The organism is Paucilactobacillus salsurae, assembly GCF_054784995.1.
This window is the reverse complement of record NZ_BAAHWX010000001.1, coordinates 92,436-117,798: the sequence shown is the minus strand read 5'-3', so window position 1 is coordinate 117,798 and position 25,363 is coordinate 92,436. Positions and strand designations below refer to the sequence as shown.

The window sequence follows — 25,363 nt, the reverse complement described above, 5'->3', positions numbered from 1 at the left end:
TGGTACTTACAAGAAAAATTGGTTAGAGAATAGCGGACAATTTTGCTTGAAAACAGCGAACAAATGTTCGATAATATAGTTATCGAATTTGCGAGGTGAAAATGATGGATTATTCAAACGAACCGCATGGTGTCTTTTTCATGATTGATAATAAGTCATTTTACGCAAGTGTTGAGAGTGTGGCACGGGGGCTAAATCCACTTAAATCACGATTAGTCGTGATGTCTGAAACAGATAATGTGGGTGGTGGTGGCTTGATACTAGCAGCATCGCCACAAGCCAAAAAACTTTATGGCATCAGCAATGTTTCACGTCAACGTGATTTACCGAAACCCAATAAATTAAAAGTCGTTCCACCACGCATGAATCTATATATTCAACGTAATCTGCAAATTAATCGTGTTTTTCGCTCATTTGCGGCTGATGAAGACGTGTATCCATATTCAATTGATGAATCAATCATCGATATGACGAAGTCCTGGCAATTATTTGGACCATCGCCGTTAGCTGTAGCTAAACGGATGCAAAAGGCCGTTAAAGACCAATTTGGCCTGTATACGACGGTTGGAATTGGTGAGAATCCGGTTCAAGCAAAACTAGCCTTAGATATTTTTGCTAAACATGATCATGATTTGATGGGACAACTGTCATTTGCGAATTTTGCTGCCAAGATTTGGCCAATTACCGATCTTACTAAAGTTTGGAGTATTGGTCATCGGACACAAGCGCATCTGAATCGAATTGGTATTGTGAGCATGGATGATTTAGCGCATGCTGATCCATTTCAAATGAAACAAGAGCTGGGCGTGATGGGATCACAGCTGATTGCGCTGGCACGTGGTGTTGATCGTAGTCAGCTAGCCCACTTGATTACACCTGCAGAGAAAAGTTGGAGTAATTCTCAAGTCCTGCCGAGAGACTACCGCACACAACGCGAGATTGAAATTGTCATTAGTGAAATTGGACAGCAAGTTGCTTCCAGGATGCGGCATCATCAACAAGCAGCTGGTAGTGTGAGTTTGTCGATTGGTTTTTCTTATGCTAGTAGTGAAGACGATGGCCGGGTCGGTTTTAGTCGCACTAGGCGTATCGATGTTACCAGTAACACTGATCAAATCGTGCGCCATTTACTTGAATTGTTCCGTGAGAGTTGGACGGGGCAAGAAGTTCGCAATGTGATGGTCGGGTTGTCGCGGTTATCACCAGATACGGGTATGCAATTAAATTTGTTTGAAACGCCTGAACAACAGATTAAACAAGATTCATTTGAACGTGTGATTGATCGTGTTCGTGATCGATTTGGCATTACAAAGCTAATCATGGCTAGTAGTTTGCTTAAAGGCGGGACGTTATTGGAAAGGTCAGCATTGGTAGGTGGTCATAATGGCGGAAACAGTTTTGACTGAATTAGAGACATCAAAACTAATTCTAGAACGAATTCAAAAATACTTTCAAGCAAAACGGCATCATCAATATTGGTTGGAAGTGGTTAATAATCAGTATTTGCATGAATATAATTGGTTTATTGAAGTGGTGAATCCACTGACATATGAACATTCCATTCCGCTGCATTCGATCACAAAGCAAGACTTAACTTATTTAGAGCGTGTAGTGGGACTAGTGAAACAAGAAAATCATTTGACCATTAAGTATCGTCATTTTGATGATTTAGTCTGGCCAATTAGTCAAAAGAAAATTAGGTGATAGAGATGCAAATTGATCGAGTAGACGATGAAAAAGTGTTTGAACGTTTCTTTGCCTGTGAATATCAGGACCGCGGCATGCTGAAATGGGGAGGCTACTTTTTGTCAGATCATACCAGTGCGCTACAGCAAATGTTTGTGGATGAACAACCTGAAGTGCTTGGCGATAAACAAGAAATCGCTGAAATTAGTCGAAGATTAGCAGATGCTTGGTTGCATCAACAGCCAGTACACGTGCAATTAAATCAGTTACAAAAAGGAGAATTAATTGAGTCATTAACCGGCAAAGTGCGAGGAATGGATGACGATAAGATTGTAGTGCAGAGTAGTGATGAACAGTATAGTGTTCTGGAGTTGGAAGAGATTCGGAATGTTCGGATGTGTTAATTTTTGACGAAACTATCATATTTGCTAACGAGAAAATCTAATTATGGTAAATAGTGGAAATGTCTCTAAAATTTTTAAAAACTGAAAATTTGTGGGACAAAACATGATCAACGTTTCTTCATAATTTAGAAAAAATTAGTAAATTCATGTTAAATCGTTCTAAATTCTATAACAGAAAAATTAGATATTTCACGTATTTTGATAATGTGGTTAAGGATGAATGATATCTCGAACCACAATTAAACAAAGTAGGTGGAAGAAATGAGTAAATTAATCGATATCTCAGGGCAAAAATTCGGCCGCCTCACGGTCTTAAGTAAAGCAAATCACAATTCAGTTAATGGCAACGCTCGCTGGTTATGTCGTTGTGACTGTGGTCGCTTGACAATTGCGGATAGTACGCAATTAAGAAAAGGAATTATAAAAAGTTGTGGTTGTTATCGAAAAGAAGTTGCTAGAAAACGATTTTTAAATAATTCAAAAGCAATTGCGCATATGGGTGACACGTCAACATTAAAAAACGCAGACGGTGTCGCTTATGCATCACTAGTAAAAAATCGCCGCAATCAAAGTGGTGTAATTGGTGTTTCGTTCGATAAACAAACAGGACGCTGGTTTGCACGGTTAATGTATGAACATAAATACGTACTGATGGAAAGTTTTACCGAATTAAATGCAGCAATTGATGCACGAAAAAACGCTGAACAACACTATTTTCATAAAAAAGCAGAAATTAGATAACTATAAAAAAGAGATCTTAACGACAGCGTTAAGATCCCTTTTTGGAGTAGTAAATCATTGGACAAATTCCACGAACAAATGTGGGAAGAACTAATTCCATCGCTTGCGCAAGGCAATTGCGATGAGACTCATCAAACTAATTAAACCGGTAAAGTAGGAGAAAACTGCGGTTTTGAGTTCACCAGTTTGCGGCAGTTGCTGATGACTCGTTGCATTAGAATGCTGAGTTGTGGTGCTAGGCGCAATGTCGACTTCGATAACTTTAGATGAAGCGGGCGTGGTTGCTTCGTTATTGGTCGTTAAGCTCACGCTAGCTTTACTTTGACTGATTGACCCACTAGCAGCTAAATTTTTGTTGGTTTGCTTGTGTTTGGTGATTTGAGAAGTTTGTGGTGTTTTAGTGCTGAGGTCAGTTCCAGTCTCAGGTAAAGTAGTGGTATGACCGCCTTGATCCACTGGGGTATTTGGGATGGATGTTTGATTTTTTTGGCCCGAAGTGGAGTTTGTTTGCGAGTTCTTCGGGGGGATTCCAGTAGTGATCGTGGTTGTCGAACCAGGTTTTGTTACTGAAGGTGTGGTACTTGGTTTAGTTTGAGTGCCCGTATTGGTAGGTGAACTAGTTTGAGTGGGGGGGTTAGTCACTTTACCAAACGTTTTGTCAGCTAGGGCAGTTAACTGACTATCGCTAAGGGTCTTTTTCAAACTATTTTTTAAGTTTGTATTCACGGCTTTGGCAACTTCGATAAAGAGCGTGCGATTGACAACTAACGTTGAACTCGACTTAAAGGCGTTTGCCAGATCAGTGATGATTTCACTGTTAGTCAGTTTGAGTGAAGAAAGCGCAATACTTGAATTTAGTGTTCCATACAAGTTGAGTAAGGCAATCTCACTTTTAACAACGTTAATGTCAGTAACACCAACCTTTGTTAAGGTGGAAACAATTGTCTTACCAGCTTTAATGGCACTCAATAACTGACTGCTAGGATTTTTGATCGCAAGCGCGGTAGAAAGAGCGGTGTTGAGTAAGGAACGCACCGAACGCCAGCGAGTAAAAATATCGTCACTGAGTTGCGTTGTGGTTGGTAAACGGTCAGTTTGCGCATAAGCAACAAAAGACATGTGTTTAGCAACCAGGTCAGCAGGCTCACTCCAGCGGTTCATCGATTGTTTCAATGCGGCTTTATCATAGGTGCTAAGGGTCGTAATACTGCCACGTGGCACGAGGGCGTACATCAAATCACCTGAATAAGGCGAATGTTCTAATCCAAGTGTGTGACCAAACTCATGAGCGATGACGTTAAAGGCATTATAACCTTCGTCTTCAATCAAGGATTGATTAATCAGCATGGAACCATCGTTTCCTGTAGTTGCTAACGTGCTGAGTATCGAATCATGATAGTCGGCAAGAGCGACATTGGCAGGATGGACGCTGCTTGCCTTGACTAACACAGTTTCACCAATTTGCTTGTTCCAAAAGTTAGCCGCCTGATCCGCAGCCTGACCATAGATGGTGTGCTCAGTGCTGTAATAGATATGGCGTGACTCATCGACCATAAAAGATGGTGTGATGGCCTGCCAACCAGTTGGAATGGTTTGGTTTTGAGCGCTTGTTGCATTTTGATCGACACTGTTTTCTTGATAGTTATCATCAGTGTACGAGCTATCATCTTCTGGTCCAATGGTCATTTCGGCGTATGGACTGCTGGATGAATCTGCAACAATTACCGTATCATCGGCAACATCAAGTGGTAATGCATTGGCAGCTGATTCTTGACTAGGAGAAGTAGTCGAATTAACTACCGCAGTACTGGACGTGTTAGGACTGACACTACTGGTACTGGTTGTATTCACCGAGCTTGTCTTTGATACGGACTGCGTTACTGAAACGGACGAATTTGATGGTTGCTGTGTTGTTTGATCTGCAGAAACACTAACGATGCTGATCCCGAAAAGAACGGAAGAAGTTGTGGCTGCGGCAATCAACCACTGTTTCTTACTTTTGTACATTTTCAGGCGACGACTTTGTTGAGTGTTCATGATGTTCACCTCTTATGCGTTTCCTCCAAGTAGCTATAACAAAAACGTAAACTGTAACGAACAAATAAAGCATGATGTCAACATAAGACCTAAAAAATTAAGGGCATGAACTATAAACTAGTTATAACCTTTAATTTCTGACCATAGAATAGCGAATAATGTTGAAAGACCATAGGTAATAATATGATCAAAAATTGTAAGAATTATGAAAGAAAACTAACAAGACACTTTCGATAAACATTTGCGTTTTTAGGTACCAAATAGGCAAACAGGTGGATTATGTCTTTTTTGTTTTTTACCAAAATGATAATAGGCAGGATAATTGCAATCGAATAGCAGTATGCTAAACTAACTATAATAAATAAGTTGTATACGATTTAATGAAAACGGGGGCATAAATCATGGAATTAACAGTGACTGAGGCAGCAAAAAAACGATTAAACTTAGATGGCCAGGTCAAACTATTACTGAGTTATGATGACGGAGTTGGCCAGTTTTCATCAGTGGGGGTGTGCTCATTAGATACTGCATTTCAACTGATTAAAGTAGACCCAGAACTGGACACACCTGATTATGATCTGCAACTGGATTCAAATATCGGGCCAATTTTTATTAAAGGTTACTCAAAACAATACTTAGGTGAAAACTTAAAATTAGATTTCGATTCTAAATTTTTCACACTACCGCTTAGTTCAGATTCAGAAATGATTGATTCAAATGTTCAAGTAATGGATTTAACCAAAGTGAAATAGCTGGAGGATGATGTGATGAAAGATTCAAAACAACTAAAACAAAAATTAACCGATTTGCAGTATGAAGTTACCCAAAATGCAGCCACAGAACGCCCATTTACTGGTGAATATGATGATTTTTATGAACCAGGCATCTACGTTGATGTCGTGAGTGGGGAACCACTATTTTCATCAACTGATAAATATGATGCCGGTTGTGGTTGGCCTTCGTTTACTAAACCAATCGACCAACAAAACATTAAAAATCATCTTGATACCAGTCATGCGATGTTTCGCACAGAGGTTCGCAGTAGTGAAGCTAAGTCACATTTAGGTCATGTATTTACGGATGGACCACAAGAAGCCGGTGGCTTACGTTTTTGTATCAATTCGGCGGCGTTAAAGTTCATTCCGTATGATAAACTAGATGAAACTGGTAATGGTCAATATAAAACATTATTTGAGAATTAATTTGGAGATGAAGACAATGGCAGAAGAGTCAGCAATTTTTGCAGGTGGTTGTTTTTGGTGCATGGTTGAACCATTTGATACACAACCAGGAATTAAGAGTGTTATTTCCGGATATACGGGTGGCCATGTCGCCAATCCAACGTATGAGCAAGTGTGCTCAGGAACTACGGGGCACACCGAATCGGTCAAAATCACGTTTGATCCTGATGTAATTTCATATAAAGACTTAGTTGACATTTATTGGCAACAAACCGATCCAACGGATGCAATGGGTCAATTTCAAGATCGTGGTGATAGCTATCGACCAGTCATCTTTGTAAAAGATGATCAGCAACGTACGATTGCAGAACAATCTCGCCAAAACTTAATTGATAATAATCCGTTTGACGATCCAATTGTCACACAAATTGAAGATGCTAAACCTTTTTATCCAGCTGAAGATTATCATCAAGATTTTTATAAGAAAGATCCAGCTCGCTATGCCATGGAAGAAGCGGGTGGACGAGATCAGTTTAAACATCAATATTGGAATTAGCATGAGAAATCATGCTTTTTTTATAGGGAAATTAATCAAAAAGTGAGATAATCTAAGTATGTTTTTAAATTCAAACTAAGGGAGCGTATCACTTTGGCGTCAACAGCATTTATTTTATTACTTGTCGGTATTGCCGCAGGAACGCTGGGATCACTACTTGGTATCGGTGGTGGCATGATTGTCATTCCGATTTTGACCGTTTTTATGGGGTTACCAATTCGCTATGCAATCGGTGCTAGCGTCATTGCTGTGATTGCAACTAGTTCTGGTGCGACAATAGCCTATTTAAAAGATGATTTATTAAATTTACGGGTGGCCATGTTTTTGGAAATCGCAACGACAGTTGGTGCCATTTCAGGGGCCATTTTAACTGGCATCATTCATCCATTGTGGTTGGAAACTTTATTTGGGGCTTTCTTACTTTACTCAAGTTATAACATGATTCAAAAATTGCGCAATAAGAAACGTGATGGTGGCGAAAATCGTGATACTGTTGCAGATAGTATGTCTGAACGGCTGAAACTAAATGGCACGTATTACGATAAAGTTTTAATGAAACAAGAAGATTATCAAGTTACACATGTTCCTGGTGGATTTGCGATGATGTTTGGCGCTGGGATTGCCAGCGGCTTGCTAGGAATTGGCAGTGGGGTATTCAAGGTGATTGCCATGGATACCATCATGAAAATGCCTTTAAAACCATCTAGTGCCACCAGTAACTTAATGATGGGGGTCACCGCTGCCGCTAGTGCGACCGTTTATTTTTTTGATGGTTCCATTCGGCCTGAAATTGCTGCACCATTAGCTTTAGGAATTTTGATTGGAGCTGCAATTGGGACACGTATTATGCAAAGAATCAAACCACGAATGCTGCGTATCATTTTCGTGCCAATTTTGCTATATATGGGGATTCAGATGTTTCTTAAAGGATTTGGGGTGAGCTTTTAATGTCACAAAAAACAGATCAACAAACTGAAATGAATAATGTCGAATTGATGATTGGCCACGTCATGCAAGTTGGTGTTTACCTAGCAGCTTTTGTGATGTTATTAGGAGTCGTAATCTTTTTAGTTACCGGTGAATCAGGATATGCTGGTACGTATCATCCGACCACGTTTCATGCTATTTTTCAGGGCTTATTTGCTTTTAAACCCTATGCCATTATCATGTTAGGACTCTTCTTGCTAATTCTAACGCCAGTTTTACGAGTGGTTGTATCAATTTATGCGTTCTTTGTCGCTAAAGACATGATGTATGTCTGGATTACAACAATCGTCCTGATTATTTTAATTTTTGCAATGATTATTGGAATGTATGGTATTTAAACTAAAAAACGGGAGTAAACTAATGTCAAATTACGAATTACTTGAAAAACACGTCAACAAGGTTAATGCACAAGGTATTTTTCCTACTGGATCAGAATTGACGGTTAACACGAATTATGGTGTCCAGGTCAATTTGCCCCATAAAGATCAGTTGAGAATTGCAGTTAATGTTGCTGTTCTTGATCCTCAAAATGGTAAACAGTTAGTTGAAGTACTGGCTTCTGGAGTGTTCAAAACACCATCTGAAAACGAAGAAACCGTCAAAATTACTGATTTAGAGCATCCGGAAGAACCGGTTAATCAGATTTTGCCTGAAGCCGCAGATATGATTGGTCATGTCACGGAAAAAATGTATGGTGCTGCATTAACGGTACCACGTGAAGTCAAACCAGATTTTTTGCAGCAAAATCAAAAAAGTAATTAACAAGTAATAATCTTCAGTATCGTTTTGATAAACTGAAGATTATTTTTTAATTCTAAATACTTGATTCAATTAATAGTAAGTTGCTTAATAGAAAGGTAGGTATAAAAATTTTGGGAAAAGTTTTTTCTATTTCTATACTACTTCGTATAATATATATTATGTAAACTAGAATAAAGAAAATAAAAATTCAACCTAGAATTAACTTTCCCTCTCATCATTTTAAGTAATTATTTAAAGGATTGATTTATTTTGCAATTAGATACAAATGAAGCTGTCACAAAACTGTCACCATTTAAACCACTAACTGAAGAACAAAAGCAACTGGTAGATCGTGTTTATCAGTTTAGTTTGAACCATTTGCAAACTAAGACACCGGCTATTTTCACGATTATTGGCGACGCTGGTACTGGAAAAAGTGTTGTTCTTTCACACTTATTTAAAACTATTCAAGATGCTGCCCGTACCGACAAAAGCAGCAAATTGTATCATACAAGTAATCATTTTATTGTCAATCATCCTGAGGTACTAAAGGTTTATAAGCAAATTGCGGGTACATTGCCAAATTTACTAAAAAAAGATTATTTACGCCCCACTACCTTTATTAATCAGTTGGACAAGCATGTGAATACCTCAGACATTGCTATTATTGATGAGGCCCATTTATTACTATCTCAACCAGATCACTATAATAATTTCTATCACAAAAATCAGTTACAAGAAATCATTAATCACTCAAAAGTAGTGATTATCGTTTTTGATGAACATCAAGTACTAAAAATGAAAAGTTTATGGACAAAAACACGTTTATTCAACCTCTTAGGTGCGTACACTCATGAAGAATATTATTTAACTCATCAATTTAGAATGACCGCTAGTCAGCAATTATTACAATGGTTTGATACATTTACTGATCAACAAAGGCTGACTGACATTCCTATAAACGCGAATGATCACTACGATTTTGAAATATTTGATGATGCGGAAAAAATGCGGCAAAAAATTGTACAACGAAATCAAGAAGTTGGATTATCACGCATTTTGTAAACTTCAGGATATCCATCCACGCTTGATGGTGGTAAACATTACATTGTGGAAGGCGATTTTAAAATGCCTTGGGATCAATATAACTATACTGCAACGCCTTGGGCGGAAATTGAAAGTACAATTAATGAAGTCGGTTCAATTTATACTTGTCAGGGCTTTGATTTGAATTACACTGGTATTATCTTAGGGCCACCCATTAAGTTGGACCCACAGACTAATAAAATTCGAATCGATTTATTGCAATACACGGATATTGAGACTTTTAAAAAACGTTCAGATCTGACTGATGAAACTGAAATTCATGATTTAGAAATTAAAATGGTTCTTAATTCGCTAAATGTCCTTTTTAAGAGAGGTATTCATGGTACTTATTTATATGCCCATGATCCTGCCCTACGACAGGCTTTGATTAGCATGCAAAAAGCAGTTCTTTGACGACTCAAAGAACAGCTTTTTAATTTAAAAAATATAATAATAGCTATCTATCAGTATCTTGCATCCAAGCAATGGCCAAGGCTTTTTCACCCAAATGGGTGCCAATAACTGGACCGAAATAAGTAATTTCAAACGGGATATTAGGATATTGTTCTAATAATTTGTTACGCCACTTGATTGCTGCGGGTTCATCATTAGCATGGATAATCATGACTTTAACAGGATAATCCACTTTGCTCATGTCATGCGCAAAAAGTTCTTCAACACGAGCTAGTGCCTTTTTTGTAGAACGAACTTTTTCAAAAGCTTCAATTTCATGGGATGGTGTATTCATCGTTAATAAAGGTTTAATTTTCAAAATTGATCCGATAAATGCAGATGCATTTGATAAACGTCCACCACGTACTAAGTTTTGAAGATCGTCCACAATAAAGTAATTACCAATTGTTGCTCTCAAGTCTTTTAAGTGATCAATAATATCATCAGCAGCCATACCACCTTGTGCCAATTTTGATGCTTCTATAGCTAAATAGCCCATCAATTTGACAGTGACTTGTGAATCAAATGGAATTAAACGAATATTAGTAAGCTCATTGCTTAATTGTTGTAAACTATTCAAAAAGCCTGAAATGGTACTAGATAAATGGATACTGATAACCGTGTCATATCCTTCATCTGCTAATTTTTGATACAATTCAATCATTTCGCCAACTGGGGGCTGCGAAGTACTTGGAAACGACTGTGAATTGCGCAGCTTTTCATAAAATTCACTGGTCGTAATATCAATGCCTTCACGATAACTTTTTCCATCAATAATAACTGGAATTGGAACAATTGTCAGATTGTATTTTTCTACTTCATCGTCTGACAAATACGCAGTGCTGTCAGTCACAACAGCGATTTTCATTATTCATTCCTCCACACATAATCATATCTATTTCCAAATAATGTTATCATAAAACACACAAACAACCAACTAATGTCATACCTAGTTGGTTGTTTTTTAAACTTATTTATATTTATTGATGCGACTCATACTCTTATCTAGTCGATTAAGCAATATTTGCAACAGATTCTTTTCTTCATCAGTCCAACGATCAAAAATTTGGCGTTCTAAAGTCAAATACGCTTCATTGATGAGCTTAACGGCTTGTTGCCCAGCAATCGTAACGTTATAGATAAGTTGCCGTTTATCTCGACCAGTTGGTGTCTTGCCCAACATTTCTTTTTTGACAAGACTTTTCAATTGTCGACTAAGCGTGGACGTATCAAGCGAGGTGGCATTTGAAAGTTGCTCTTGAGTGGTATTATCATCAAGAATATGTAGCAGCAACTGCCATTCTGCAATTGTTAAATTAGCTTTCTTAGTGACCGCTAATAATGCGCTTTTATGCTCTTTTTCAATATCTCGAAGCGCAGTTAAACTGTCTTTCATAAACACCCCTCCACGATTTTATCTGTAGTTGTAGTATACAATAACCAAATTGCAATGTACAAGCTTTTTTTAAAGAAAACTTAAACTTTGTATTCATTTCCTTTTATATGTATACTTATCTAGGTTATTACAACGTTTTAAGGAGGAGTTTGTTTTGGCATTCGATGGACTTTTTACCCATGCAATGGTACACGAATTAAATCAAACATTATCAACCGGGCGTATTTCCAGAATTCATCAGCCCTACCCCACGGATTTATTCATTATTATTCGGGCAAACCGAAAGAATCATACACTACTATTATCTGCAAATCCTACATACCCACGGATTCAACTGACTGAAACGAATTTTCAAAATCCGCCAGTACCTACTAAATTTGCAATGACAATGCGTAAGTATTTGGAAGGCGCTATATTGACTTCAATAAAACAAGTCGATAATGATCGTGTAGTTAAATTTAATTTTAGTACCCGTGACGAGCTAGGTGATGAACAAGCTTTGACGCTCATTGTCGAAATTATGGCACGGCACAGCAATATCACACTTTTAAGTGTGAAGACAAATAAAATCATTGATACAATCAAACACGTGAGTTCTGATCAGAACCGTTACAGATTACTACTTCCTGGAGCTCAGTATATTGAGCCACCAAAACAAGACAAAGTAAATCCATTTATTGCCAATCAAGTATATTCTGACTTAGCAAGGCAAAAGGATTCAGTTGATGAGCTGGCACAAAAACTACAAACTAGCTACCAAGGCTTTGGTAAAGATATGGCAAAAGAATTGGCAACTAGATTGACGCAATCAGAAGATCATGCACATGTGTATCAACAATTCCTAACAGAATTTGATCACCCGACTCCTAGTTTTTATCAAGGCCAGTCTACTAGTTTTAGTGCAATCTCTTTAAAATCGGTAGCTGAATCAGGTATCACTTTTGCGACCCTTTCTGAGCTACTGGATAAATTTTATGCTAGTAAAGTTCAGCTTGATCGCGCCCATCAGATTGCGGGTGAACTCATTCATTTAGTTGATAATGAGTTGAAAAAGAACAAAAAGAAGATCAGAAAATTAAATCAAACACTTGAGGACACCAAAAAAGCCGATAATTTTAGAATCAAAGGTGAAGTCTTAACCACCTATCTTCAAAAAATTAAACCTGGGATGACCGAAATTGAATTGCCAGATTTTTATCATGACAATCAACCCCTAAAAATCAGTTTATCGAATCAATTAACTGCATCACAAAATGCTCAAAAATACTTTACTAAGTATCAAAAATTAAAAAACGCTGTAGCGCATGTTGATGAACAGTTAGCGCTTGCAAACGAAGAAATTGAATATCTGACTAACTTAGGAGCGCAGCTAGAAATTGCTGGTCCAGCTGATATTGAAGAAATCAAACTCGAATTACAGCAACAAGGTTACCTTAAAAACAAGTCAAAGAAGAAAAAAAATAAACGACCATCCAGTCAACCTTTACAGTTAAAAGCATCTGATGGTACGACCATTATGGTTGGTAAAAATAATTATCAAAATGATCGTTTAACGTTTAAAATTGCCAACAAAAATGATATTTGGCTCCACGTTAAAGATATTCCCGGTTCGCACGTTGTTATCCGCAGCAATGATCCTTCAGAAGAAACTATTACTCAAGCAGCTCAAATTGCTGCATTTTATTCAAAAGCACGCATGTCCGATCATGTCCAAGTTGATTATTTACCTATCAAAAAGGTTCGTAAACCTAATGGCGCAAAACCAGGATTTGTTGTTTTTGAAGGGCAAACCACGATTTCTGTCACACCACAAGAAAATTTCAATTAAAAGATAAAGCCAATGTTAATGAAAACATTGGCTTTTATAAATTCATTTTGTGATCCAGTACGACATGATTATTGCTGATGTTTTTATCAGTCGTATTTAACAGACTAATTGCCTCAGCAAAACTATGACCAAAGGCCATTTGTGCCCCAACAACACTTGCTGTTTGCAGTGGCTCCCCATATAAATGGAGCGTTGTAAATGGAAAAGTAGCCACTGATAATGCAATTTGTTTTTGTTCTTTAACTTGTTTAACTTGTCCATTAAGCTCCTCCAAATCATCATGTTGCAGTTGACTGGTTAACAACTTTGTTTCCAATCGACTGAGATTGATCTTTAACACTTTGGAGAAGAATGCGGACTCACTGGCTGGCAATTTGCGAATTTGTTCAAAATACAATCGATCAGTTTTAACAAACAATACTTGAAAGATTCCTGGATCATGCAACTGGAGTAACTGCTTCTTACTTTCAGTTTTTAGTTCTTCATCGGTTGCTTGATCTAAATTCACCGGAAATGCGCTTGCGGTAGGCTCGCCAAAGTCACTGTCGTTCTGTAAAATTTGGGCACTAACGCCTAACTCGATGATCTTTTCACCGTCAAAAATGGCATTGTAGGCATATTCAGGTCCATTGGCCATGTGTGGCAAAATAGGCTGATTTTGTGGTAAAAATTTGATTGTCATTCCTAGGGCTTGCAATTCTTTAGCTAAGCGCTGCCGCATACCAGGTACATAAATCACATTGGGTTGTTCAATTTCAATAATGGTTTTAATATCTGGCGTTTCTAAGGGTTCAACGTATATTTTATCTGCTAATAATCGATTCATCGACACTGCACTAGGATTGTTGTTAACCAAAATTGTCTTGGTATGTTGCAGTTTTAATTCCTGTAAAATTGAAGCAGTTTGATAATCGTCTGCACCTGCTGATCCTAGTCGAAATGCCCCTACTCCAACAATCAATGCTTTGTTTTCAGCGAATTTTTCACTTTCGTTTTCTAGCTCATAAGTACTGTAGAAAATATTGGTGTGTTGATCAAATTCTGCTGCGGACGGTTCAATTTCTTTAAATGTAGGTTTTAGCTCAATTGAATCTTGATACTCCGTGATTTCGGCTTCAGACTTTCCCCACAAACTAGCAATTGTGCGATTACTAAAGCCATAATACTTGGCCTGTTGAAAAATATCAGCATCGTTAGGCTTTTCGGCAATTTCACCCTCCAACTGCTGTACATGGGCTAATTTGTTAAAATAAAACGGATCAATTTTGGTTAATTCCGTGAGTTCAGAAACTGAATAGCCACGCCGTAAGGCTTCAAAGAAAACCATAATTCGATTAGCTTTGGGGTGAATAAGTTGCTGCACAATTTGATCATCAGACAATCGTGCTTGGTGAGCCATAGCAAAGCTATCTTGATGAAAATGAGCTGCACGAATAGCTTTCATTAAGGCCTCTTCGATACTACGGCCCACACCCATTGTTGAACCAGTGGAACACATTTGGGTGCTGAGTGGTCGATTGGCATCTGGTAACACGTCAAACGGCCAAACAGGTAAGCGCGCCGCAATGTGATCCATTGTTGGTTCAACAAGAGCTGCCTGATCAATAGTCAAATTGGGTAGCTTGATTTGACTCAAGTGTTTACCCGCTAATAAATGAGCGCACACAAGTGCAAGTGGATAACCAGTGGCCTTAGCAGCAAATGCAGTTATTCGATCAAAATAAGGACTATTTTTAATGACATAATATTGCGAGGTGTTCGGATTTACAGCAAACTGTACGTGATTAACGCCAACAATTCGTAATTTACGCGTAATCGCAAAAGCAACGTTTCGCAATTGTTGAAATTCTTTGTCTAGCAATGTTTGTGCTGGCGTAAATCCAATTGAATCACCTGCATGAATGCCAATTGGATCAAAATCTTCGACCGTGGCAATTTGCATGGTGGTTCCCGCTTGATCACGTAAGACCACCATTTCGATTTCTTTATAGCCAGCAATGCTTTGCTGCACAATGACTTGACCAACTTTTGATTGTCCAATCGCAACACTAACCGCATCTGCTAATTCATCGACGTCATGACAGGTTGATTTCGTTGCGTTAAATTTTGGTGCAGCAGGCTTAATAATTACCGGAAAGCCAATTTCACGAGTTAAATTTAACGCATCTTCAAAATTATGAACAGCTTGAGTCGTAATAATTGGAGCTTTCATCTGTTTTAAAGTTTGATTCATCAATACTGGATTGTTAATTTGTCGAATGGTTGCCTCGGGTGTTCCTAGCAATTGAATATTTTGGTCACGAAGAATTCCTGTTTCGATGATTTCTTGTGTTAAACGAAGACTGGTCAACCCACCTAAATTAGGTAAGATAGCATCTGGTTGTTGATCACGAATCACTGTCAAAACATTTTTAAGTGTTAACGGTAAAATGCAGCCTTTATCAATCGCACGTTTATTTTCTAGCGAAAAAGAAAAAGGATTATTATCTAATAAAATGGTTTTGATCCCCAGCTGCCTTAATTGAACAGCAACTTGAAATGTTGCAGAATCAGTTTCACTTTCGTGAGTAATCTCGGTTGCACCACTTCCAATAATCAAAACTTTTGAGATTTTATTGACCATGATGTTCCTCCCAATGCTGCATATTTTCTATAAACTCATCAAACAAGTCTGTCGTTTCATTAGGACCGGGCGCACCATCAGGGAAAAATTGAACTGAAAAAGCTGGAAATTCACGATGACGAAGTCCTTGAACGGTATCATTGATTAAGTCAATATAAGTGACAAACAATTTCTTTCGATTAACTGATTGCCGTTTAACAGCAAATCCCTGCCCTTGGGCGGCATAGACGATGTGAGTGGTGATGATTTCTCGAATTGGGTGGTTCATACCGTGATGTTCTGCTGGTAATTCGGTGACTTCTGCTTGATTTGCCAACGCAAAGAGCTCGTGCCCTAAGCCAATGGCAAATAATGGAATTTGTGTTTGAATTAACTGAATCATTTCCAAAACAGAGACATCTAAGTCATGTGGATCTCCAGGCCCAGTCGATAAAATGACCCCGTCTGGGTCCAAACGTAAAATATCTTCAGCCGTGGCAGTATATGGCAAAACAGTGACATTACAGTCACGTTTACTTAATTCGCGTAAAATTCCATGTTTTAAACCAAAATCAACAACAACAACACTCATGCCAGTGTCCGGATTAGGATATGGTTTAGGAGTGGCAACGGCAGCAACCTGCTGATTTGTTAAGACCGTCGCATTTAATTGATCAAATGCGTGTTCATCAGCGACAGGAACGATACTTGCTTTCATTGATCTGCCAGCTTTGCGTAATTTGGTGACAACTGCCCTAGTATCAATTTGGCTGATTCCTGGAATGTTCATTTGTTTTAAATATTGATCTAGCGACAGTCGACTCAAATGGTTAGTTGACACATTGGCAACCTCACGCACAATGACACCTTTAATAGACGGCAAAATTGACTCATAGTTTGCCTGATTAATTCCAGTACTGCCGATTGTAGGCTGAGTAAATAAGACCATCTGATTATGATAAATTTGATCTGTAATAATTTCTTGATAGCCAGTCATACTTGTGTTAAATACCAGTTGACCTGTGGTCACTGCGGGTGAACCAAAGCCAACCCCTTTATAGGCTGATCCATCTTCTAAAATTAAATAGCGTTCCGACATAACAATTCCTTCTTCAGTGATGAAAACTTAACGATCATGTTCGTCTAGATAAGTAATCATGTTTTGAAATTCAACTGGTAACGGTGCTGTAAATGACATTGCTTCATGTGTCGTGGGTTGGTCAAATCCCAAAGTGTGCGCATGTAAATACTGACCATGGCCTGGCAAGGTGTGCGACGGCGCATATAATGGGTCCCCTGCGACAGGATGATGAATATATTGCATATGAACACGAATTTGGTGTGTTCTCCCTGTTTCCAAATGACAGCTCACGAGCGTGTAATGCTGGTAACGCTTCAACACTTTAAAATGCGTGACTGCAGGGCGTCCATCTGCTTGAACCGCTTGCTTTTGACGGTTCACTTTACTTCTGGCAATTGGCGCATCAATAACGCCTTCATTCTCACTAATTTGTCCATGGACCAGTGCTATGTACTCTCGTTCATTTTTCTTTGCTTTCAACTGTGCCGAAAGTGCTTTATGCGCATGGTCGTTTTTTGCGACCATTAGTAGACCAGAAGTGTCCTTATCAATTCGATGAACAATTCCAGGTCGGAATTCACCGTTAATGGTGGATAGCGGGCTATGATAGAGCAATGCGTTGACCAACGTATGATTAGGATGACCCACTGATGGATGGACAACCATTCCTTGTGGTTTATTGACGACTAGTACGTCGTCATCTTCATAAATAATATCTAATTTAATATTTTCTGGTTCCAAACTTAACTTCTGTGGTTCCACTGGTAATACGTCAATCTTGTCGTTTAAGTTCAATTTGTAGTTCACTTTAACTGGCATTTGATTGACTAGAATATGCTTTGTTTCAATTAATTTTTTTATCTGCGAACGCGAGAATTGAGTTAAATGTTTGGCTAAAATCTTGTCAATTCTATCCAAATCATCCGGATTGTCAATGATTAATTGAAATTTTTCAGGCATGCTGATCCTCTTTCCATACTGCAATAATTAAAATAATCACACCGAAAGTCAAACACATATCGGCTAAATTAAAAATGGGAAAATTGATAAAGTCCAATTGAACCATATCAACTACGTAGCCTAACCGAATTCGATCAATGAAATTACCAAGTGTGCCCGCAAACATAATGACTAAGCCAAGTACATACAGTTTTTGTTGCCGTAATTTCCACAGAAAATAACCCATCACGATTAAAGCAATCAGTGTCACAATTGTAAAGAACCACCGCTGTCCAACCAAAATGCTCCAAGCAGCACCATAATTACGTAAGTGAGTAAATGAAACTAATCCCGGTATAGCGGAAACAACTTGATTTAAGCCAATATGTGTGGTGACAAACCACTTGCTTAATTGATCAAGTAGAACTAAACAAAGACATAGTAAAAAGTATACTGGCATATGTTCCTCCAACGAAATTTCTTAAAATAAGCCGCTAATTGTTCCATCACTATCGATATGCATATCAAGAGCTGCGGGATGTTTCGGTAGTCCAGGCATGGTTAGCATGTTCCCAGCAATCGCAACAATAAATCCTGCTCCAATTTTAGGAATAAATTCTTTAATGTGCAACGTAAAACCTTTGGGTGCTCCCAGTGCTTTTGGATCATCAGATAATGAATATTGTGTTTTTGCAACACAGACTGGCAAGTGATCCCAACCAGCAGTTTTAAACTGCTTCAATTGACGTGCGGCTTTCTTGCTAAGTTCAATGTCCCGGCCGCCATACACATGTGTCACAATAGTGGTTAGTTTTTCTTCAACTGACAACGTGTTATCTAATAATGGCTGGTAATCGCTAGGATCTAGGTTGGTTTGGTTAATCACCGTCCGTGCCAAGGCTTGAGTGCCTTTGCCACCCTCTGACCAACTATCTGCAACAGTGACAGCAATTCCTTGTTTCTCACAATAGTCAGTTAGCAACTGGACTTCAGCATCGCTATCCGTTTCAAAATGATTAATCGCCACAATCAATGGCACATGACGCTGCTTCAAAGAATCAATGTGCATCTGTAAGTTACTAAAGCCTGCTTTTAAAGCAGCTAAATCTTCATTCTTTAAATCATCAAGATTCTGTCCACCATTATACTTTAATGCGCGAATTGTGGCTACCAACACAACTGCATCCGGAACTTTGCCCAGTGCTGGGACCTTAATATCAAAGAATTTTTCTGCGCCTAAATCAGCTCCAAAACCCGCTTCCGTAACCGTGTAGTCAGCTAAGTGCAAAGCTGTTTTTGTGGCTAAAATACTGTTACATCCGTGAGCGATATTTGCAAACGGACCACCATGAACAAGTGTTGGCGTATGATCTAGTGTTTGAACTAAATTAGGTTTAATGGCATCTTTTAAAAGAATGGTAATCGCATCTTCAAAATGTAATTGGCCCACAGTCACGGGTTGTCGATCAGTCGTGTAACCAATCACGATTTTGCTGATGCGCTGCTTTAAGTCATCTAAACTGGTGGCTAAACATAAAATTGCCATTAGTTCTGAAGCAACTGTGATGTCAAATCCGCTTTGACGTGGAACGCCTTGTGTTGGACCACCTAGTCCAACAATTACTTGCCGTAATTCACGATCATTAATATCTAATACTCGTTTCCACAACAATCTTCTCGGATCAAGATTAAGTGTATTGTTGTGTTGTAGATAATTGTCAATTAAGGCAGCCAAAGTATTGTGAGCACTGGTTAATGCGTGCATATCACCTGTAAAATGCAAATTGATTTCATCCATCGGGACGACTTGGCTGTAGCCACCGCCAGTAGCGCCACCTTTAATTCCCATGACTGGTCCCAAAGATGGTTCGCGCATCGCAATCACGGTCTTTTTACCTAATTGCTTAAGCGCATCTCCTAATCCAATTAAAACGGTGGTTTTACCCTCACCTGCTGGTGTTGGATTGATCGACGTTACCAACACTAATTTGTGTGTCGAATCAGTTTGATTGATATCAAGTGACGTTAGGTCAATTTTTGCCTTAGTTTTACCATAGGGTTCAATTTGATCTTCAGTCAAACCGATTTGATTAGCAATTTTAGCAATCGGCCACAATTTTGTCTTTTGTGCAATTTCAATATCCGTCATTAACTTTCATCCTCCGTCTGTGTTGGTTGCAGTTGTTTTTTTATTGAATATAGCGTGTGTTGAGAAAAAGTAAAATACATGGTTTGACCATTAATTGTGAAATGCATCGATTGTTTGTTAAACTTAAGATGTTTAATATCCGCCTTAGGAATCACCAAATATTTATTTTGCAGTACCTTATTAAAAATCACTTTAGTTGGTGTAATAATCATGGTTCGTCTAAAGACTTGTAAAATGGTCAATATGGCAAATAAGATAAATAATGTAGCAGTAATCCATTGAAAATGGGTAATTTCTAACCAGATAATAATGCCCACCAATAAGATGACAAAGGTCCAACTCCAAGAAATAATTGTGGTTGTCATATTTGGCTGATAAAAATAACGTTGTTCTTGTTCGTCTTGCATGAATAAACTCCTTTAAATCGAGGGATTTTCCGATGATTAAATTATATACAGACGCAGCTACAAAAGGATCGAAAGGCAAAACCGGTTTGGGTGTTTTGGTCATTGTGGACCATCAACAATTCCCAATATCTCAAAGTATTTTGGAGGCCACCAATCACGAAGGTGAATTTGCGGCTGCTATTACTGGCTTCAGCTATTTAAAAGATCACTTTGCTGCTAATGAAACCATCTTATATTATACAGACAGTCGACTAGTTAGTGATGCTCTAGGTAAAAAATATAGCAAAAATTATCAATTACAGTACGAAAGATTAGCGCAACTTGTAGATTATTTTCAAATGGTCGTCACCTATTGGATTCCTGAAAAACAAAATCAAGGGGCACACCAATTGGCTAATCAGGCATTACATAGTCACTGACTGGTAAACTAAATTGACTGAAATCATTGTGATCTTTAATAATGGCTTCTGCCATCAACTGACCAATTAACGGCCCTGTTGTCAGTCCTGACGAACCAAGTCCACTTGCCACTAAGATATTAGGAGATTGCGGTAATCGGCCAAAGAATGGTGCAAAATCTGGTGTGTAGGCTCTAGTACCAACTCTGATATGATCGACCTGGGACCACTTTAAATGATCAATATTCAATTGAGCACTGGCTAATAAATCGCTTTGTAACAAGTGATCATCTTTTTGTAGATCAAAACCGAGTTCATTTTCATGAGTTGCTCCGATTAGTAACCGGTGGTCACCAGTTGGAATGATATCACGTTGCCCTTCCGGCATAACGACCGGCATCTTTTCTGTCACTGGCAAGTTCGGCACTGTTAATTCAATTAACTGCCCTTTTTGTGCCGTTACCACGCTAGTGAGCCCGAGTGGGTGAATTAATTGATTCAACCATGCGCCACTTGCCAAAACAATCATGTCAAAAGCCTGTCCATTGACAAACAGCTGCCGCTCTTTTTGAGATAGCTGTACTCGTTGTTTATTAACATGTAGTTTGGCAGTATTCAACAAATCCCTAATTAGTGCATGACCATCAACGCGTGCACCACCAGAAACAAAAACTCCTTGCATTTGACTTGAAATAAATGGTAAAGCCCGTTTTATTTCTGTTGTTTGCCAAACGTCAATTGTTTGCATCTGAGGCGCATCTTGCTTTCGTTTTACAGCAAGTGCGACTAGTTCATCGAGATCAGTCTGTTTTGATCTAGTGATTAGTGTGCCAGTTTGTTGATATGCATCGTGTGACAAATGGGCATCCATTTTTAATTGCGGATATAACCCGGCCCCCAGATTAGCTAAATGATACCACCGTTTATTGCGCCGTTTAGATAGCCAAGGCGAAATAATACCGGCTGCTGCCTTAGTAGCCTGGCCAATGCCATCATCAAAAATCGTGATATTCACATTTGCTTGTTGCGCAAGAAAAAAGGCAGTTGTACTACCAACAATGCCACCACCAACAATTGCGATATTTGTCAAAGAGTCACTTTCTTTCATTTTCAAAATAACAATTTTATTATACGATACTCTGCGCTGTAATTCAGTTAAATTAGAGTTATAAATGAAAATAACGTTAATTTTGTTCATATAAATTTTAATTATAGACTTTTTTACTAGCTCTTTTAGACTGTATTTCTTCAAATACCGAACAATAAAAAAAACAACATTACACATGTAATGTTGTTATGGTAAATCAATTTAGCTGAAATTATTTTAAAACTTTGAATCGTTGACTATCGTCAATAAAGTCTTTATCACCAGCTGGTGCTTCAATTGAACCAAATGGCATTTGGGCACGTAATTTCCAACTAGCAGGAACATCGAATGCATCACGAATTTGGTCATCAATGATTGGATTGTAATGTTGCAAATTAGCACCGATACCATTGTCTGCTAATGCAGTCCATGTTGCAAAGTTAGCAATTCCGTTTCCTTGTTCTGCCCAATCGCCAAAGTTATCAGCGTATAGTGGTGCTAATTTCTTAAAGTCTTCGACAACGTCTGTGTCTGTAAAGAATAAGACAGTTGCGTAAGCAGCTTTGAAACCAGCAATTTTTGCTTTGGTTGCTTCATAAGCCTTTTCATCAGGAACTTCGCTCTTTAAACGCTTAACAACAATATCCCATACTTGATCATGAGCATCACCAAAAGCGATAATCGCACGAGTGGTTTGATTATTGAATGCTGTTGGTGCATTTTTAATAGCTGATTCAATTAATTCAGTGAGTTCATCATTTGATAATGTGACATTTTTGCCAAGTGCATAAATTGTCCGACGTTGCTTTTCTAAATCTAAAAAGTTAGTTTTCATAAGTTAATTCCTCCAGATAATTTATCAACATGCGTTACTATATCATACTTACTTTTTACAAGTAAAGCTTTTTCTTTAATTTTATCGTTGCTTGTGACCCCAAAATTGAAAATAATCAGTGCGAAGCGCACCGTTATAGAGTTTGCGTTTCTTAGTGGCCTTTTCGCCATAAAATTTTTCAAATTCTAAATCACTCGTCAGGATATACTTGCTCCATGTGGTCATTGGTCGGTAAATGGTACCCATTTGCTGATAGAGCTGTCTGACCGATTCTTGATCACTGAGGCGCTCACCATATGGTGGATTAGCGACGATTACACCGTTAATTTTATCAGTTTGCCAGTCTTTGACAGCTAATTGTTTGAATTGCACATCTTGTAAGACACCCGCTTCACTGGCATTAACCCGCGCAATGTCAATCATATTTTGATCAATATCATAACCGGTAATATCTAGATCAACATCGTAATCAGCTTGTTCATCAGCTTTTGCTCGCAGTTCATCACTTAAATTAGCTGGTGTTAATGACCATTTTTCACAAACAAAATCACGATTAAATCCTGGGGCAATGTTTCTACCAATTAGGGCTGCTTCTATGGGGATGGTTCCCGATCCACACACTGGATCAACAAAAGGATTATCGTTAAACCAGTGTGCTAGTAAAATCATAGCAGCTGCCATATTTTCTTTTAATGGCGCGCCCCCTTTTGCTTTACGATAACCACGTTTAAATAAACTATCACCAGTGGTGTCCAATGTTAACATCACTTGATTTTTGTTAATGACCACCTCAATTGGATAACGGGCGCCTGTTTCAGGAAGACGAGTACGTCGATGATAAACGTCACTTAATTTGGCAACAATCGCCTTTTTAGCTATGGCTTGGGCATCAGGCACACTGTGTAGTTGTGAATTGTGCGAGCGTCCTGCAACTGGAAATTCAGCGTCGAGTGGTAATAATTCATCCCATGGGAGAGCTTTAACATTTTCAAACAATTCATCAAACGTTAACGCTTTAAACTCACCCACAATAATTTTGACACGATCGGCGGTTCTAAGCCATAAATTTGTATTAATAATATCCTTAATATCACCATTAAAACGTACTCGGCCGTTTTCCACAGTGGTGTCATATCCTAAATCTCGTAATTCTTTGCCCACCAAAGCTTCAATTCCCGCGGCAGCGGTGGCCATCAACTTAAATTGTTTCATTTTTTTCTCCAATTTCTTTTGCAATTATGCATTTAAGTTCAAAAAAAACTCGAATGGCAAACCATTCGAGTCCCTGATCGTAAATTTCTGTAAGCCATGTTTTGTCGAAGTGTGATCTTCAGGCTCAATCACACAGTGGTAATCATCTATCTCAAGACAAAATCTTCCCCCACAATCGGTTCAATTACCTATGTGAAGCTCCCCTACCAAAGTTTGGGTTTCCCGCTCGAGGGGTTTACCGCGTTCCATCAATACTGTTTCCAGTATTGCTTCGTCACTGTGGCACTTTTCAGGAATACTCGGACATAGCAGATGCCTTAGCCGTTTTTTCCGCCGTAACCATTACTGGTTCCCCGGCTTATTTTTTCACCGAGCACGAACACTACAGACATCGCAGTCTGTGCGAGCATGGACTTTCCTCAGTTGATATAAATCAACCGCAATTACCCAAAATTTACAATGTGTGACTATTAAAGTAAATGTGAATCTGACTGGTTACCGTCTAATTGTGAGCCAAACACGCGACGTTCAAGATTGGATAACCGTTTCAAAATATCCATATTTGTTGCACTTGAAACAGGTTGTTCTGGACTACTTTGAGTTGTAACGCTTGTTCCAACTTCGACCTGACGATTCAACTCGTCTACTTTACCTTTAAGTCGATCATTTTCATCTTGCAGACGTGTAATTTCTTTTGTAAAAGCGTCGTAATCCTTAATGACATCATCTAAAAAGCTATCAACATCGGCTGGATCATATGCTGCACCCATCCGTTTTTCTTTGAATTCTTTTTGTAAGATATCTTTAGGAGTAAAATTAATGTTATCCAATTGTTTGCACCTCAGTCATCTTTCATTCAATACAAAGATTATTCTATCAAAAAAACAGTCAAATTCAAAGCGCAATCATTATTCTTTGTAATTTCTTTTACTTTCTAACCATTCAAAATATTCCTCAGCGCTTTCTTGCAAACTATCAAAATCAATCATAGTCATTGGATACGGATGTTGCTCTTGAAATACTTTAATTGCCGTTAGATCATATTCAGTTTTACCTTGATGTTCTGGGTCATATACCAAAAGGGCTTCATCCGTATGGCTTAACATAAAGGCTTGATAATTTTTTAGCTGTTGGGGCGAATGATAGTCTGAATCACTCACTTGATCACTAAAATCTACTTGTTGAACTAAGGCTGATAGGCTGGCTTGATTATTTTCATTCCACTGCTGTCCAAATTGGGCGAACGGCAACATCATTGCAATTTTAAGCTGCGGGTACTGTGGCTTTAATTCTAAGCCTACTTGAGCAGCCCACTGTTCAACGCCTAGCTGACCGCCTGTAATTAACCAGTCGGTTCCATTATCCAGATGAGTGATCAATGATTGTTTTAAGGCGTATTTAATAACATCTAGTTTTTGGTCTGATTTTGAAAATATGCCAAATTCGTAACTTCTGTATCCTGTTACCCATAACCTACTCATTTTTGATGATCCTTTCTCGCTGTTCTTAATCTTAACATACGAAAATTGACAACAATATAACTCATAACGCCGAAAC

At 38.4% G+C, this 25,363-nt stretch carries 26 protein-coding genes, 1 other RNA gene and 1 pseudogene; 13 read left to right on the top strand and 15 right to left on the bottom strand.

Going from position 1 to position 25,363, the window contains the following annotated elements:
- Positions 1–104 precede the first annotated feature (104 nt).
- The 4 genes from ACYVQZ_RS00620 (at position 105) to ACYVQZ_RS00605 (ending at position 2,831) form a co-directional block, all read left to right on the top strand.
- Positions 105–1,406: a Y-family DNA polymerase gene (locus ACYVQZ_RS00620; protein ID WP_461239714.1), complete on the top strand. Its 1,302-nt coding sequence runs from the start codon at positions 105–107 to the stop codon at positions 1,404–1,406.
- Positions 1,384–1,704, top strand: a complete 321-nt coding sequence (locus tag ACYVQZ_RS00615) for an acetyl-CoA carboxylase (RefSeq protein ID WP_461239463.1) — start codon at positions 1,384–1,386, stop codon at positions 1,702–1,704. The genes ACYVQZ_RS00620 and ACYVQZ_RS00615 overlap by 23 nt, the downstream gene beginning before the upstream one ends.
- A gap of 5 nt (positions 1,705–1,709) precedes the next feature.
- Complete coding sequence (locus ACYVQZ_RS00610; protein WP_461239462.1) at positions 1,710–2,090, top strand: hypothetical protein; 381 nt, start codon at positions 1,710–1,712, stop codon at positions 2,088–2,090.
- A 261-nt stretch (positions 2,091–2,351) separates the two neighbouring features.
- Entirely contained in the window at positions 2,352–2,831 is a 480-nt protein-coding gene (locus tag ACYVQZ_RS00605) for an AP2 domain-containing protein (RefSeq protein WP_461239461.1), read from the top strand.
- A 90-nt stretch (positions 2,832–2,921) separates the two neighbouring features.
- Here ACYVQZ_RS00605 and ACYVQZ_RS00600 read toward each other — a convergent pair whose 3' ends face one another.
- On the bottom strand, positions 2,922–4,868 hold the full coding sequence (locus ACYVQZ_RS00600; protein ID WP_461239460.1) for a snapalysin family zinc-dependent metalloprotease: 1,947 nt from the start codon (positions 4,866–4,868) through the stop codon (positions 2,922–2,924).
- Between the two features lie 401 nt (positions 4,869–5,269).
- On the opposite strand from ACYVQZ_RS00600, the gene ACYVQZ_RS00595 reads away from it, so the two are divergent.
- The 7 genes and pseudogenes from ACYVQZ_RS00595 (at position 5,270) to ACYVQZ_RS00565 (ending at position 9,833) form a co-directional block, all read left to right on the top strand.
- Complete coding sequence (locus tag ACYVQZ_RS00595; protein WP_461239459.1) at positions 5,270–5,620, top strand: iron-sulfur cluster biosynthesis family protein; 351 nt, start codon at positions 5,270–5,272, stop codon at positions 5,618–5,620.
- 15 nt (positions 5,621–5,635) lie between these two features.
- Complete coding sequence (gene msrB / locus ACYVQZ_RS00590) at positions 5,636–6,070, top strand: peptide-methionine (R)-S-oxide reductase MsrB (protein WP_461239458.1); 435 nt, start codon at positions 5,636–5,638, stop codon at positions 6,068–6,070.
- Between the two features lie 16 nt (positions 6,071–6,086).
- On the top strand, positions 6,087–6,605 hold the full coding sequence (gene msrA, locus ACYVQZ_RS00585) for a peptide-methionine (S)-S-oxide reductase MsrA (protein WP_461239457.1): 519 nt from the start codon (positions 6,087–6,089) through the stop codon (positions 6,603–6,605).
- 93 nt (positions 6,606–6,698) lie between these two features.
- Positions 6,699–7,553, top strand: a complete 855-nt coding sequence (locus tag ACYVQZ_RS00580) for a sulfite exporter TauE/SafE family protein (protein ID WP_461239456.1) — start codon at positions 6,699–6,701, stop codon at positions 7,551–7,553.
- Positions 7,553–7,930 carry a DUF1634 domain-containing protein gene (locus ACYVQZ_RS00575; protein WP_461239455.1) on the top strand — a complete coding sequence of 126 codons (378 nt, stop codon included), beginning with the start codon at positions 7,553–7,555 and terminating at the stop codon, positions 7,928–7,930. The genes ACYVQZ_RS00580 and ACYVQZ_RS00575 overlap by 1 nt, the downstream gene beginning before the upstream one ends.
- 22 nt (positions 7,931–7,952) lie before the next feature.
- A complete protein-coding gene (locus ACYVQZ_RS00570; RefSeq protein ID WP_461239454.1) occupies positions 7,953–8,354 on the top strand; it encodes a hypothetical protein in 402 nt (133 codons plus the stop codon).
- A 249-nt stretch (positions 8,355–8,603) separates the two neighbouring features.
- A pseudogene (locus tag ACYVQZ_RS00565) lies at positions 8,604–9,833 on the top strand (DUF2075 domain-containing protein).
- A 43-nt stretch (positions 9,834–9,876) separates the two neighbouring features.
- Here ACYVQZ_RS00565 and ACYVQZ_RS00560 read toward each other — a convergent pair.
- Together ACYVQZ_RS00560 and ACYVQZ_RS00555 are read right to left on the bottom strand one after the other, a co-directional pair.
- Entirely contained in the window at positions 9,877–10,740 is an 864-nt protein-coding gene (locus ACYVQZ_RS00560) for a DegV family protein (protein ID WP_461239453.1), read from the bottom strand.
- A 102-nt stretch (positions 10,741–10,842) separates the two neighbouring features.
- Complete coding sequence (locus ACYVQZ_RS00555; protein ID WP_461239452.1) at positions 10,843–11,268, bottom strand: MarR family winged helix-turn-helix transcriptional regulator; 426 nt, start codon at positions 11,266–11,268, stop codon at positions 10,843–10,845.
- A gap of 154 nt (positions 11,269–11,422) precedes the next feature.
- On the opposite strand from ACYVQZ_RS00555, the gene ACYVQZ_RS00550 reads away from it, so the two are divergent.
- Positions 11,423–13,096, top strand: coding sequence for an NFACT RNA binding domain-containing protein (locus ACYVQZ_RS00550; protein WP_461239451.1), 1,674 nt, complete (start codon positions 11,423–11,425; stop codon positions 13,094–13,096).
- A 34-nt stretch (positions 13,097–13,130) separates the two neighbouring features.
- On the opposite strand, the gene ACYVQZ_RS00545 is transcribed toward ACYVQZ_RS00550, so the two are convergent.
- Genes ACYVQZ_RS00545 through ACYVQZ_RS00520 form a run of 6 tightly spaced genes read right to left on the bottom strand, consistent with a single transcriptional unit; the run spans position 13,131 to position 20,274 of the window.
- A complete protein-coding gene (locus ACYVQZ_RS00545; protein WP_461239450.1) occupies positions 13,131–15,719 on the bottom strand; it encodes a carbamoyl phosphate synthase preATP-grasp domain-containing protein in 2,589 nt (862 codons plus the stop codon).
- Positions 15,709–16,797, bottom strand: coding sequence for a carbamoyl phosphate synthase small subunit (locus ACYVQZ_RS00540; protein WP_461239449.1), 1,089 nt, complete (start codon positions 16,795–16,797; stop codon positions 15,709–15,711). Before ACYVQZ_RS00540 ends, ACYVQZ_RS00545 begins: the two co-directional genes overlap by 11 nt.
- Positions 16,798–16,824: 27 nt before the next feature.
- The gene (locus ACYVQZ_RS00535; RefSeq protein WP_461239448.1) at positions 16,825–17,739 is read right to left on the bottom strand and encodes an RluA family pseudouridine synthase; all 915 of its coding nucleotides are present in this window, start codon (positions 17,737–17,739) and stop codon (positions 16,825–16,827) included.
- Entirely contained in the window at positions 17,732–18,178 is a 447-nt protein-coding gene (gene lspA, locus ACYVQZ_RS00530; RefSeq protein WP_461239447.1) for a signal peptidase II, read from the bottom strand. The genes ACYVQZ_RS00535 and lspA overlap by 8 nt, the downstream gene beginning before the upstream one ends.
- Before the next feature lie 21 nt (positions 18,179–18,199).
- Complete coding sequence (locus ACYVQZ_RS00525; RefSeq protein ID WP_461239446.1) at positions 18,200–19,867, bottom strand: formate--tetrahydrofolate ligase; 1,668 nt, start codon at positions 19,865–19,867, stop codon at positions 18,200–18,202.
- A complete protein-coding gene (locus tag ACYVQZ_RS00520; protein WP_461239445.1) occupies positions 19,867–20,274 on the bottom strand; it encodes an EbsA family protein in 408 nt (135 codons plus the stop codon). The genes ACYVQZ_RS00525 and ACYVQZ_RS00520 overlap by 1 nt, the downstream gene beginning before the upstream one ends.
- 32 nt (positions 20,275–20,306) lie before the next feature.
- Here ACYVQZ_RS00520 and ACYVQZ_RS00515 point away from each other — a divergent pair, with 32 nt between their 5' ends.
- On the top strand, positions 20,307–20,693 hold the full coding sequence (locus ACYVQZ_RS00515; protein ID WP_461239444.1) for a ribonuclease HI family protein: 387 nt from the start codon (positions 20,307–20,309) through the stop codon (positions 20,691–20,693).
- On the opposite strand, the gene ACYVQZ_RS00510 is transcribed toward ACYVQZ_RS00515, so the two are convergent.
- The 6 genes from ACYVQZ_RS00510 to ACYVQZ_RS00485 form a co-directional block, all read right to left on the bottom strand.
- The gene (locus ACYVQZ_RS00510) at positions 20,668–21,762 is read right to left on the bottom strand and encodes an NAD(P)/FAD-dependent oxidoreductase (protein WP_461239443.1); all 1,095 of its coding nucleotides are present in this window, start codon (positions 21,760–21,762) and stop codon (positions 20,668–20,670) included. The two genes, ACYVQZ_RS00515 and ACYVQZ_RS00510, sit on opposite strands and share 26 nt — an antisense overlap.
- Before the next feature lie 229 nt (positions 21,763–21,991).
- On the bottom strand, positions 21,992–22,594 hold the full coding sequence (locus ACYVQZ_RS00505) for a nitroreductase family protein (protein ID WP_461239442.1): 603 nt from the start codon (positions 22,592–22,594) through the stop codon (positions 21,992–21,994).
- Positions 22,595–22,675: 81 nt separating this feature from the next.
- Positions 22,676–23,806 (bottom strand): THUMP domain-containing class I SAM-dependent RNA methyltransferase, encoded by a 1,131-nt coding sequence (locus tag ACYVQZ_RS00500; protein WP_461239441.1) that lies wholly within the window; start codon positions 23,804–23,806, stop codon positions 22,676–22,678.
- Between the two features lie 85 nt (positions 23,807–23,891).
- An RNA gene (gene rnpB / locus ACYVQZ_RS00495) (RNase P RNA component class B) lies at positions 23,892–24,261 on the bottom strand.
- Between the two features lie 15 nt (positions 24,262–24,276).
- Entirely contained in the window at positions 24,277–24,636 is a 360-nt protein-coding gene (gene gpsB, locus ACYVQZ_RS00490) for a cell division regulator GpsB (RefSeq protein ID WP_461239440.1), read from the bottom strand.
- Between the two features lie 78 nt (positions 24,637–24,714).
- Entirely contained in the window at positions 24,715–25,287 is a 573-nt protein-coding gene (locus ACYVQZ_RS00485; RefSeq protein ID WP_461239439.1) for an SLOG family protein, read from the bottom strand.
- Between the last annotated feature and the right edge of the window lie 76 nt (positions 25,288–25,363).